At 65.8% G+C, this 11,819-nt stretch carries 10 protein-coding genes and 1 tRNA gene; 3 read left to right on the top strand and 8 right to left on the bottom strand.

Annotation, left to right across the window (positions count from 1 at the left end):
• Positions 1-11 precede the first annotated feature (11 nt).
• From BW971_RS09845 to BW971_RS09825, 5 genes are all read right to left on the bottom strand, one after another.
• Positions 12-1,514: a peptidoglycan D,D-transpeptidase FtsI family protein gene (locus tag BW971_RS09845; protein ID WP_076479062.1), complete on the bottom strand. Its 1,503-nt coding sequence runs from the start codon at positions 1,512-1,514 to the stop codon at positions 12-14.
• Complete coding sequence (locus tag BW971_RS09840; RefSeq protein WP_076479060.1) at positions 1,511-2,953, bottom strand: FtsW/RodA/SpoVE family cell cycle protein; 1,443 nt, start codon at positions 2,951-2,953, stop codon at positions 1,511-1,513. Before BW971_RS09840 ends, BW971_RS09845 begins: the two co-directional genes overlap by 4 nt.
• Positions 2,953-4,407 (bottom strand): PP2C family protein-serine/threonine phosphatase, encoded by a 1,455-nt coding sequence (locus BW971_RS09835; protein ID WP_076479058.1) that lies wholly within the window; start codon positions 4,405-4,407, stop codon positions 2,953-2,955. Before BW971_RS09835 ends, BW971_RS09840 begins: the two co-directional genes overlap by 1 nt.
• On the bottom strand, positions 4,404-4,865 hold the full coding sequence (locus BW971_RS09830) for an FHA domain-containing protein FhaB/FipA (protein WP_076479372.1): 462 nt from the start codon (positions 4,863-4,865) through the stop codon (positions 4,404-4,406). The genes BW971_RS09835 and BW971_RS09830 overlap by 4 nt, the downstream gene beginning before the upstream one ends.
• A gap of 222 nt (positions 4,866-5,087) precedes the next feature.
• Positions 5,088-6,335: a DUF3662 and FHA domain-containing protein gene (locus BW971_RS09825; protein WP_076479056.1), complete on the bottom strand. Its 1,248-nt coding sequence runs from the start codon at positions 6,333-6,335 to the stop codon at positions 5,088-5,090.
• A 282-nt stretch (positions 6,336-6,617) separates the two neighbouring features.
• On the opposite strand from BW971_RS09825, the gene BW971_RS09820 reads away from it, so the two are divergent.
• Positions 6,618-6,703: transfer RNA gene (locus BW971_RS09820), tRNA-Leu, on the top strand.
• A 194-nt stretch (positions 6,704-6,897) separates the two neighbouring features.
• Here BW971_RS09820 and BW971_RS09815 read toward each other — a convergent pair.
• The 3 genes from BW971_RS09815 to BW971_RS09805 form a co-directional block, all read right to left on the bottom strand.
• Positions 6,898-7,368, bottom strand: a complete 471-nt coding sequence (locus BW971_RS09815; RefSeq protein ID WP_083709630.1) for a hypothetical protein — start codon at positions 7,366-7,368, stop codon at positions 6,898-6,900.
• Positions 7,369-7,972: 604 nt separating this feature from the next.
• Positions 7,973-8,383 (bottom strand): hypothetical protein, encoded by a 411-nt coding sequence (locus BW971_RS09810; protein WP_234974335.1) that lies wholly within the window; start codon positions 8,381-8,383, stop codon positions 7,973-7,975.
• Positions 8,384-8,550: 167 nt separating this feature from the next.
• Positions 8,551-9,123: a CGNR zinc finger domain-containing protein gene (locus BW971_RS09805; protein WP_076479049.1), complete on the bottom strand. Its 573-nt coding sequence runs from the start codon at positions 9,121-9,123 to the stop codon at positions 8,551-8,553.
• 78 nt (positions 9,124-9,201) lie between these two features.
• On the opposite strand from BW971_RS09805, the gene BW971_RS09800 reads away from it, so the two are divergent.
• The gene (locus BW971_RS09800; RefSeq protein WP_076479047.1) at positions 9,202-10,365 is read left to right on the top strand and encodes an epoxide hydrolase family protein; all 1,164 of its coding nucleotides are present in this window, start codon (positions 9,202-9,204) and stop codon (positions 10,363-10,365) included.
• Between the two features lie 75 nt (positions 10,366-10,440).
• The coding region (locus BW971_RS09795) for an HNH endonuclease signature motif containing protein (protein WP_200799402.1) at positions 10,441-11,819 on the top strand (1,379 nt) is incomplete at its 3' end.

Here is an 11,819-nt window from a genome sequence, read left to right as displayed (position 1 = left end):
CCCGGCCCAGGTCATCCGTTACCTCCTACCAGCGAGTTGATCACTGCGCGTCCGATCGGCGCCGCCGACGACCCACCGGTCGACTGCACGCCGCGGTCGCCGTTCTCCACGATCACCGCGACGGCAACCTGCGCGTTGCTCGACGGACCGAACGCGATGTACCAGGCGTACGGGGTGTCGGCGGCGTCCGAGCTCGCCGAGTGCTCGGCGGTCCCGGTCTTCGACGCGATGGAGATCGCACCACCGGACCCGCTGGTGTTCTTCTCCGAGTCGATCATCATCTGGGTGAGGGTGGCGGCGACCTGCGGCGTGATCGGCTCGTTGACCGACTGCGGACGGGTGGTCTGCAGTGTTTTCAGGTCGGGACTCTGCAGCTTGTCCACCAGGTAGGGCTGCATACGCACGCCGCCGTTGGCGATGGTCGCCGCGACCATGGCGTTCTGCAGCGGGGTGATCCGCACGTCTCGCTGACCGATCGCCGACTGACCCAGCGCGGCCAGGTCGGGGATCTGACCGACCGTCGAGTCCGAGACGTCCAACGGGATGTTGGGCGTGTCCGTGTCGATGCCATACGCGCTGGCCTGCCGTTTGAACGAGTCGATGGGGTTGCGCAGTTTCTCCGTCGCCAGCTGCACGAACGCGGTGTTGCAGGAGTACTGCAGCGCCTGATGCAGGCTCACCGTGCCACCCGAGGAGTTGGGGCAGGTCTCGCTGCCGTAGTTGGTCAACGGGGTAACGGTGTCGGGCAACGTGATGGTGTTGCTCGCGGTCAACCGCGTGTTCTCGTCGACACCCTGGCCCAGGGCCGCCGAGGTGGTGATCATCTTGAACGTCGACCCCGGCGGGTAGGTCTGGTTGATCGCGCGGTTGAGCATCGGCTCGTAGCGGTCGTTGGTCCAGCTGTTCCAGGCCTTCTCGCGTTCGTCGGCATCGTGGGTGGCGAGTTTGTTCGGGTCGTAGCTCGGTGTCGACACCATGGCCAGGATCGCGCCGGTGCTCGGGGCGAGCGCCACCACCGCGCCGCGGCATCCACCCGAGCAGCCCTTCTGCATGGCGTCGTAGGCGACCTGCTGGGCGCGCGGGTTGATGGTCGTGACCACGTTGCCGCCGCGCGGGTCGCGCCCGGAGAACATGTCCACGAACCGCTGACCGAACAGCCGATCGTCGTTGCCGTTGAGGATGCTGTCCTCGGCCTGTTCGAGACCGGAACTGCCGTACTGGAACGAGAAGTACCCGGTGGCCGGCGCGAAGGCGTACGCCGACGCGTCGTTGCCGTTGGGGTAACTGCGGAGGTACTTGAGGCGGTCCTCGGTGGGTATCGACTGTGCCAGCAGATCGGTACCACCGGTGATCTGGCCGCGCTGACGCGAGTACTCGTCGAGCAGGACCCGGTTGTTGCGCGGGTCGTTGCGCAGTTTGTCGGCCTTGAACACCTGGACGTAGGTCGCGTTCAGCAGCAACAGCACCACCATGGCCATCACCACCATCACCACGCGGCGGATGGAGACGTTCACGATCGCTTCACCACCTGGGTGGGAGCCTGCGGCAACGGTGTCGCGGGCTTCTTCTTCGGCCCGTTCTTCTCTCCGTCGGGTTCGCGGGCGGCGTTCGAGACACGAAGCAGGATCGCGATCAGCACGTAGTTCGCCAGCAGCGACGATCCGCCATAGGACAGGAACGGTGTGGTCAGGCCCGTCAGCGGGATCAGTTTGGTGACGCCGCCGATGACCACGAAGATCTGCACGGCGATGGTGAACGCCAACCCGGTGGCCAGCAGCTTGCCGAAGCTGTCACGCACGGTCAGACCGGTGCGCAGGCCACGGACGATCAGCACGAGGTACAGCAGCACGATCGCCGCCAGACCGGCCAGGCCCAGCTCCTCGCCCACGGTGGCGATGATGAAGTCGCTGTTGGCGAACGGCACGATGTTGGGTCGACCCGATCCCAGTCCGGTGCCGAACACCCCACCGGTGGCCAGGCCGAAGAGTGCCTGACCCACCTGGTAGCCCCTGCCGTCGAAGTCGGAGAACGGATCCTGCCACACCGCGACCCGGACCTGCAGGTGCGGGAACAGCTCGTAGGCCAGCACCGCGCCCACGGTGAACAGGACGATGCCGATGATCACCCATCCGATGCGCCCGGTGGCCACGTACAGCATCACCAGGATGGTGGAGAAGATCAGCAGCGGACCACCGAGGTCGTTCTCCAGCGCGAAGATCCCGATGGTCACGATCCACGCCACCAGCAGCGGCCCGAGGTCACGGGCCCGGGGCAGATCCATCCCGAGGAAGTGTTTGCCCGCGGTGGTGAACAGGTCGCGCTTGGACACCAGCAACGACGCGGTGAACACGATGAGCAGGATCTTGGAGAACTCGCCGGGCTGAATGTTGAACAGCGGGGTGCGAATCCAGTTCTTGGACCCGTTGATCTCCGACAGTGACGACGGCAGCAGGGCGGGGATGGCCAGGAACAGCAGACCACCGAGGCCGAGGATGTAGCTGTACCGCGACAGCGTGCGGTGATCGCGGACGAAGATGAGGATCGCCGAGAACACGACTACGCCCAGCACCGTCCACAGCACCTGCTGATCGGCGTTGTGCGAATCGACCGTGGCGTTGACGGTCTCGCCGGTGCGACCGGCTCCCAGATCGAGGCGATGGATCAGCACGAGACCGAACCCGTTGAGCGCGGCGACCAGCGGCAGGATCAGGGGGTCGGCGTACGGGGCGAACCGGCGCACCACGAGGTGGGCGATGCCGAAGAGCGCAAGGTACGCGCCGACGTACTTCAGCAGATCCCAGGACACCTTCTGTTCCTGCGCGGTCTCCACGTTGACCAGCGCGAAGGTGAACAGCACGGTGGCGAGGACCAGCATCAGCAGTTCGCTGTTGCGTCCGGTGCTGACCCGGATCGGCCCCGACGGTGGGGACTGGGTGACGGCAGCCTGCGACATCAGCGACCGCCCTGCCGGCAGGAGCCGGGTTCCTGGTCGCTCGTGGACGGTACGGCCGACGTCGACACCGCGGTGGACGGGGTGGGCGCCGGCGACGTCGTCGGTGGTGCCCCCGGAGTGGTCGGCGGCGCGGGGGTGCCGGGCTGTCCGGGGGCCGGGGTGGCGGGTCGAGCCGGTTTGCACAGTGGCTTGAACTCGACCCGGCGTACCTGGTCCTGGGCCTCGTTCAGGCTGGTCGACGGCTGGGTCCCGGTGACGGCGGCCCGGGAGTTGTCGGCGACGTCGTCGAGGACGAGGTGCGTGCAGTCGGCGTCGGCGGTGCCGCTGTCGACGAAGTCGATGGTGGGTGCCTCGGTGTTCAGATTGCGCACGCAGGTGGCGCGACTGACCTCACCGCGGCCGATGCCGAGGAACGACTGCTGCATACCGCGGTAGACCACCACGTTCTCACCCTGCACACCGACGTAGAAGTAGTGCGAACGGATGTAGGAGTTCGCCGTGAAGATGCCGGCGACCACCACGATCAGGGCGAGCACCACTCCGGACCCGACATACCACTTGCGGCGCGGGTGCCTGCGGGTGTCGATCGGTTCGGCCTCGATGTCGGGGCGGCGAGGCTCCTCGCGGGGCGGGCGCAGAGCCGCGGCCCTGCCGGCCGCGGTGCGTGGGTCCGGGACGTACTCCTCGTCATCGCCGCCCGCGGCACCGCCGATGATCGGCCGGTGCTCGCCGTAGTCGACGTCGGCCACGTCGGCGACCACCACGGTCACGTTGTCGGGGCCGCCACCGCGCAAGGCGAGCTCGATGAGCCGGTCGGCGCATTCCTTGTTGTCGCTGACGCTGCCGAGGGTGTCGGCAATGGTCTCCTCGCTGACCACATCGGACAATCCGTCTGAACACAGCAGGTAGCGATCGCCGATGCGGGTGTCCCGGACGGTCAGCGTGGGTTCCACCTCGGCGCCGGTGAGCGCCCGCATGATCAGCGACCGCTGCGGGTGAGTGTGTGCCTCCTCGGCGGTGATCCGGCCCTCGTCCACCAACGTCTGGACGAAGGTGTCGTCTCGCGTGATCTGGGTGAGCGAGCCGTCGCGGAGCAGGTAACCGCGGGAGTCGCCGATGTGACACAGCCCGACGCGGTTTCCCGCGAAGAGGATGGCGGTGAGCGTGGTGCCCATGCCATCGAGTTCGGGGGAGCGTTGCACCTGAGCGGCGATGGCCTCGTTGCCCTGCCGGGTGGCGTCGTCGAGCAGGCTGAGCAGATCGTTGCCGGGTTCGTCCTCGTCGAGCGGACGCAGGGCCTGGATGACGAGCTGGCTGGCCACCTCACCCGCCGCGTGGCCGCCCATCCCGTCGGCGAGGGCGAGGAGTCGGGCACCGGCGTACACCGAGTCCTCGTTGTTGGACCGCACGAGCCCGCGGTCGCTGCGCGCGATGTAGCGCAGGACAAGTGTCACGGGCGCAGCTCGATCACGGTCTTGCCCACCCGGACGGGTGTGCCGATCGGGACGCGAACAGCGGTGGTGACCTTGGCGCGGTCGAGGTAGGTGCCATTGGTGGAGCCGAGATCCTCGACGTACCAGTCGTCGCCGCGCGGGGAGAGCCGGGCGTGGCGTTCGGAGGCGTAGTCGTCGGACAGGACCAGGGTGGAGTCGGGTGCGCGACCCAGCAGAATGGGTTGGGTGCCCAGGTTGATGCGGGTGTTGGCCAGGGCGCCGTGGGTGACCACCAGATGCCGGGCGGCGCCCTTGGTGCGGCCGTCCTTGCGTTTGGTGGGCCGGGCGTAACGGGCGAGCGGCCGTTGGCCCGTCGCGGCGTAGGAGTCGTTACGCAGGACTCGCAGCACCGCCCAGATGAACAGCCACAGCAGGAGCAGGAAGCCGACGCGCGTCAGCTGCAGAACTATGCCCTGCATTCGCCGTTCACCTCCGCGGGTCGTGTGCGCATCGCGCATCGCCGGTCGTCGACCACTGTGCGTCGCAGACCACTCTTGTCGACTGCATCTTAGGGCCCGGGTCTGGCAGTTCTACCAATCGGCCGAGGCGACGCTCGCCGAGATCGGCGACTGTTATCGGATCGTCGCCTCTGACCGGACGGCGGTTGCCCGTGTGACGCGGCCGTCCCGGACGGTTGCGACCTACTGGAACCGGACGGTGATGTCGGAGTGGCCCACACGGATGCGGTCACCGTCGGCGAGTTCCCAGCTGGAGACCTGCACCTCGTTGACGGTGGTGCCGTTGGTGGAGTTCAGGTCGCTGAGCAGTGCGGTGTGGCCGTCCCAGCGGATCTCCACGTGCCGCCGCGACACACCGGTGTCGGGCAGGCGGAACTGTGCGTCCTGACCGCGACCGATGACGTTGGAACCATCGCGCAGCTGGAAGGTGCGGTTGCTGCCGTCCTCGAGCACGAGGGTGACCGCGGTCGGGGCGTAGTTCCCACCGGCGTAACCCTGCTGGTAACCCTGGTCGTACCCGGCGAGCGCGTACCCGCCCTGCTGGCCGCCGTATCCGCCACCCTGGGCGTAGCCCTGTTCGTACTGGGGTGCGTACCGAGGGTCGTAACCGCCCTGCTGGTAACCGGGCTGGTAGCCGCCCTGCTGGTAGGGCTGCTCGTATCCGCGGCCGTAGTCACCGTGGTCGGCCTGGTCGTAGCCGGGCTGGCGTCCGTAGTCGTGCGGCGCATAGTCCTGGCGTCCGTACTGCTGCTGGTCCCCGTATTGCTGTTGACTGTAGCGAGGGTCGTAACCCCCCTGCTGGTCGTAGCCCTGCTGGTACCGCTGGTCGGGACCCTGGTCGTATCCGCGGTGGTCGTCGTACCCACGGTCGTCACCGTGCTGGGGTTGATCGCCACGACCCTCGGGCTGGTAGTTGCCCGGGTCATAGCCACGGTCGGAGCCCTCGTAGCCACGGCGCTGGTCGTATCCGGAGTTGTGAGTCATGGGCACGGCTCCTGCTTCTGCGTTCGAGTTGTTGTGTGCAGTCGGGTTCGTCCCACGCACGGGGATCGGGCGGGCGTCGGGGTCGACGCGCCCATGGGCACGGAACATACCGGTGTGCAGTGCCGGCGACTGTTCGAGTTCGACGACCACATCACCGTAGGTCTGCCAGCCGTTGTCGTGGATGAAGTTCTCCAGATGCTTGGAGAACGCCTTGCGATTGAGCTCGTACTCCGCGGCCATCTCGTCATAGTCGGTGGAGCTGACCACCACCGTGTAGGAGTTGGACGCCAGGCGGCTGCCGTCGCCCAGGCTTTCCAGCGAATCCTCGGCGGAGCGCTGGAGGGCGTTCTCCACCTCCTGCGGGGCGACCTTGCCTCCGAAGACGCGGGCGAAGCCGTCATCGACGGCACTCTCGAGCTTGCGTTCCAAGCGCTGCAGGATTCCCATGATGGATGACCCCCTTCCCGCGTTCAGCGTGTCGACGTGCCAATAGTGCGTTTTGATGATAGCGACCCGGGGCCGCGAAAGTGACATTGCGTAGTCATCAGCACCGTCTGCAACACCTGCCTCAGCGGCGTTCCGGTGGCTGTGCGCCGCTCGGTGCCGCCCTGACCAGGGACGATGTGGTCAGCAGGTCGCGGGCGGCACGAATTTTCGTCGCAGGTGTCCCGCGTGCTAACGTTCTCAGGTCCAAATGCAGTGCGGTTCCACGCTGCGGAGGGCAGCCACGGGCGAGTGGCGGAATGGCAGACGCGCTGGCTTCAGGTGCCAGTGTCCTTCGGGACGTGGGGGTTCAAGTCCCCCTTCGCCCACCACGAGCGGTTCAGCTCAGTTCGGGTGCAGAGGTCAGGTTGCGGAAACGTAGCCTGACTTTGTGCATTGTATGGAGCTCGCGAATTTCGCGTGGCTGTGACAGCGGCGCGGGACCTGTGTGCGCACACAGAGTGGTGTTGTCGCCGCACCGACGTAGATGACGAGCACCAGAGGCGGTGTGGCCCTGGGTTGCTCGTCAGGTGTAGAACGGTCCGCTGCGGTGTGCGCGGACCACGTCGATGTCGTCGCGGGCCACGAGCGTGCCGATTGTGTGTTCGCTTGCGCCGATCCCGGCCCAGTGCGGGTCGGTGTCGCATGCCACGCACCAGGCGTGGTCTGCCGGCCACACGAAGGCGGGATGGTTGACCAATTCCGGCGCTGTGCGTCGATCATCATGTGTGGTCCACCGTTGTGCCTCCGACAGGGGCCCCTGGTAGAGGTGGTAGCCACGGTTGGGTATGCGCATCCGAGCACCACCCGGCAGCGGAGACACCACCCTGTGATAGCCCTCCCAGATGGCGAAGTAGCAGTCCGCGGGTGTGCTGGTCGCAGTCTCCAGCGCTGCGCACAGCCTGGCGATTTGGGTGGTGTCGGAGTCGTGGTGTGCGCGGTGGTTGGCGGTGGGAGCATCATTGATGCTCTGGCCTGCGTAAGCGGGATCCGGCATAAAACGCAGGCGTGCGTACCCGGCGAATCCTGACGGCCCGAACAACGCGAGGTCGTTCCAGTCATCTTGGCTGTTCGTGATCCAATCCGCTGGTGACACATCGGCACAGAACCGTAAAGTCATGCTGTCTCTAGGCTTTCCACTCCGGACCGGAGCCGGTGGTCTAGTTGAGGCCCAAGGCGTGGCCGAGCAAGACGATGCCTCCGGCCACGGTTGAGACCACAATGGCGATGATGATGCCGACGCCCAAGAACGGATTGCTGTCGCCCATGCTGATTCCCTTCGCTTGTGTGCCCGACACCTGTTGTATCGGTGGTCGCAGCCGGGATCGTTACCATCGGAAAAGACATGGGTGGCACGCGTGATTGTTCGACGTCGGCGCGTTGCCGTCGACTGATACTCGGTCAAGCGCGGTGGACCCGGGCGAACAGCGTTCAACTGGCCAGACTGGAAGTGGACCCGCAGGCAACAGCGCGAGGGCTGAATCCACAGCGCCGCAACCGGCGTCGTTGGGGCAGAGTCCATCAGACCCACAAACAGGTTTTACTCAGTGTCTCGTTAGCCGTCTCGGAGAACGGGTTACTCGTGGAGCCGAGGCGCGAACTCACCTATATTCATCAGGTACGGCCTCGCCGTGATCTCGCAGGAACCGATTGGTCACGGCCGAGCTCACTACGGCGACAGAGACTGCAACGGCGAATGGGACGGCAGTAAGGTAGAGGCCGAAATCGGGTATGCAGAGCTCATCCTCGCAGACGTATTCGCCGCTGTATTCACGCACTTGGAAGATGGAGAACGTCAGCGCTGACATCCACATCACTGCGAAGGGGACGGTCGCGGCAACCCCGCGACCGGAGAGACGCAAGAATATAGTGCTCAAGAGGAGAACACTCGCTGCGACCGCCGCCTTCGCGTGGAAGTCGGCAACTAGGTCGGCTTCGCCTGTAATCGTATGCGGCTGCGAAACCAAGTAGTAGACAGCCAGCACCCAAGGGATACCGATGGTCGCAGTCACGTGCGCCACCCGCCACAACCGGTGTGGCGTCGTCACCCAGTGCCGACGCTGGTCTGTCACAGGCGCATTCTGTCATGATCGTGCGCGCTCACCGTTGGGATCGCTCGCAGCGTCGTCCGCTCATCGTAAGCGTGCGCTGGACTCCGTGAACGGGATTCAGAGTGGCTTCAACGTGCTGACTTGCCCTGCGCTCTCGCAGACTTGAGCCGCGCCTTCTTCTGACGATTCCCACAGGTGTTCATGTCGCACCATCTACGTGTGCGGCTCTGGCTGGTGTCGAAGAACGCGGCTCGGCAGGTCGGGGAGGCACAGAGGGCGAGCCGTCCGTCGCGATCGCCGGCGAGGATGGTGATCGCGTCGGCGGCGATGACACCGAAGGCGTCCTCGACGCGCGCAGCGGAATCGAGTACCCACCGCCGGGTCAGTTCAGATGTCAGAACCGCTGAGGCGTTGCCGCGGATGCTCCGATCGTTGATCACCTCGACCGCGGACGCGGGAGGTGCGGACCGCGACGCCGCGGCGGTGAATGCAGTGTGGATGGATTCCCGGAGCTCCACGGCCACTGCGAGGTTGTCGGCGGAACAGGACTCGACCGCGAGTCCCGAGACGTCGAACCAGTCCGCCAACCGCTGCGGTACGGGAATGCGTTCCAGCCTCTGTCCCTGACGCTCGGTCAGGGTCGCCGTGAAGCTGGTGGCCAGCACACTGCCGAGACGGAACTCGGGGTACTCGGCAGCCATGGAACCACCTTAGCCGGTTGCCGCGGAGGCGCCGCGGTGCTAGAACCGTCTTAGGCGGTTCCACAGAAGGGAGGTCTCATGACCCGCGATGTCCAGCCCTTCAACGCACACGCACCCGACAGTGACCTCGAGGACCTCCGGGCCCGGCTGACCGCAGCGCGGCTACCCGAGGCAGAAACCGTGTTTCGGGAGGCACCCGACCCAGGTCGATGGGATCAGGGTGTTCCTCTTGGTGACCTCGTCGACGTGGTGAACTACTGGCGCACCGGTCACGACTGGCGATGTTTCGAAGCTCGCCTCAACGAGATCGGTCAGTACCGCACCGTCATCGACGGCGTTGGAATCCACTTCCTGCATCGGCGCTCACCCCGTGCGGACGCGACCCCGCTGATCCTGACCCATGGTTGGCCGGGCAGTGTTGTCGAATTCGTCGACGTGATCGACGAACTGGCCGATCCGCACGAGATGTCCAGTCCCGCGTTCCACGTGGTGGCGCCGTCATTGCCCGGATTCGGGTACAGCGACAAGCCGGTGACCACCGGGTGGGGTACGGAAAAGATCGCTGCCGCATGGGTGGAACTGATGGCCAGACTTGGCTACGACAGATTCCTCGCGCACGGCGGGGACTGGGGCGGAGTGATCACGACGATTCTGGGCGGACGATTCGCGGACAACGTGATCGGTGTCCATACCACTTTGGCGCAGGCGGCACCCGGGCTGTCGACGGACGGCTTGACGTCAGACGAGCGCAGGTGGACCGAAGAGACTCGCGACTTCTGGCGGAATGGCACTGCTTACGCACGACAGCAGGCGACTCGGCCGCAGACCATCGGATACTCCTTGGTCGACTCGCCAGTCGGACTGCTCGCCTGGATTCTGGACAAGTTCGCCGAGTGGACAGACACCGACGACAGTCCCTTCGAGACGATCTCGCGCGATCGGCTACTCGATAACGTCACCCTGTATTGGCTGACCCGGTCGGGTGCATCGGCGGCCAGGATCTACTACGAGAGCCACGCTTCACTCGATCCAGAACTTCGGGTCGATGTGCCGACCGCGATCACGGTGTACCCGCGGGACATCGAAAAGTATCCGCGCCCTTGGGTTCAGCAGCGGTTCCGGCAGATTGTCCGCTGGCGTGCACCCGCTCGCGGCGGTCATTTCCCGTCCTTGGAGGCCAGGGAGTGGTACCTCGACGATCTGCGAGAAGGTCTCACCGCTGTCATGGGTGGTGGCTGGTGATGTGAATCCATTTCCGTTCTGTTGGTTGTGGATAAAGGGTGGCACCCGGTTGCACCGCCCGGTAGTGTCGAACACATGTTCCCCTATGCGACACCTGATGACGGAGCGGGCCCTGCATCCGGCCTGTCGTCGGTGTTGGCTGCGCTGGCGGACTTGGACACCGACGAGTTGTTGTCCGTTCGAGAAGCGTTGTCTGACAGATTGGTCGACAAGTCGTTTGTGGAGGTGGATGACGAACAGGTGGTGACCACGGCGCAGCGGTTGCAGCGGCAGACCCGGCGGGATGAAGCGGTGCAGGTAGCGTTGACCACGCAGATGTTGGAGCGCGGGTTACCGGCGAAACGAGGGTTGCGGCGCAAGGCGTATCTGCGAGAAGTTATGCGGTTGAGTGGTGCCGAGGCCGCCGCCCGCGTCGGCACCACCGAGCATTGTGCCCCGTTGGTGGGGTTGACCGGCGAAACGTTGCCGCCGTACGCACCGACCATGGCCACACTGTTACGCGACGGGACGGTGGGGGCGGCGCATGTGCGGGTGATGCGGTCGGTGATCGCGAAGTTTCCGGCCGCGATACGTGATGACCGGGCGGTGTGGGAAGCCGCCGAACAGCAACTCGGTGAGTTGGCGGCGATGTTGGACCCGGACCAGTTGACCAAGGCCGCGCACCGCATGTTGGCCTATCTGGACCCCGACGGGGTCGATGACGACGACCGCGACCGCAAACGCCGTCGGGGGTTGACCCTGGGTCGCCAGGGGGTGGACCACATGTCCGGGATCCGCGGCGAACTCGATCCCATGACCCGAGCCCTGTGGGATGTGCTGGCCGAGAAATGGGCCCGCCCGGGCATGAACAACCCCGATGACCCCGACTCACCGGTGGGAGATGCGGACAAGGCCAACGCCGACGTTCTTGCCGCCGCGGCGAAACGTGACACCCGCAGCACCGCGCAACGCAACCATGATGCGTTCACCCTGATGCTGCGAACCATCACCGAGTCCGGAGCACTCGGCCAGCACCGGGGCTTGCCCGCGCAGGTCATCGCGGTCATGACATTGGAGGAGTTGGAGGCGGAGACCGGGATCGCGACCACCGCCTCCGGCGGCACCCTCCCCGTCCGGGACGCCCTCGCCCTGGCCGGGACGTCTCGCCCGTTCCTCGCCCTGTTGGACGACAAGGACCGGCCGTTGTTCCTCGGCCGGCAACGACGACTCGCTAACCCGGATCAACGGATGGCGTTGATCGCCTCCCAACGCGGCTGCACCCGCCCCGGCTGTGATCAACCCGCCACCCGCGCCGCGGTGCACCACGTGCAGGAATGGAAGAACGGTGGGTTGACCGACATCGACGTGCTCGCCCTGGCGTGCGATGCCGATCACGCCCAGGTCAATGACAGCGAGCATGGGTGGATCACCGAGATCATCACCCCCGACACCGGGCCGCCCGAATGGGTCGGACG

The organism is Williamsia sterculiae (assembly GCF_900156495.1).
Lineage (GTDB): Bacteria > Actinomycetota > Actinomycetes > Mycobacteriales > Mycobacteriaceae > Williamsia_B > Williamsia_B sterculiae.
Note: the sequence above shows the minus strand (reverse complement) of the source record. Positions and strands in the feature narration are given on the sequence as shown.

Coding starts and splice junctions, on each gene's coding strand:
- BW971_RS09840 (WP_076479060.1), bottom strand. CDS start 2,953: ATGTCGCAGGCTGCCGTCACCCAGTCCCCACCGTCGGGGCCGATCCGG.
- BW971_RS09830 (WP_076479372.1), bottom strand. CDS start 4,865: ATGCAGGGCATAGTTCTGCAGCTGACGCGCGTCGGCTTCCTGCTCCTG.
- BW971_RS09825 (WP_076479056.1), bottom strand. CDS start 6,335: ATGGGAATCCTGCAGCGCTTGGAACGCAAGCTCGAGAGTGCCGTCGAT.
- BW971_RS09815 (WP_083709630.1), bottom strand. CDS start 7,368: ATGCCGGATCCCGCTTACGCAGGCCAGAGCATCAATGATGCTCCCACC.
- BW971_RS09805 (WP_076479049.1), bottom strand. CDS start 9,123: ATGGCTGCCGAGTACCCCGAGTTCCGTCTCGGCAGTGTGCTGGCCACC.
- BW971_RS09800 (WP_076479047.1), top strand. CDS start 9,202: ATGACCCGCGATGTCCAGCCCTTCAACGCACACGCACCCGACAGTGAC.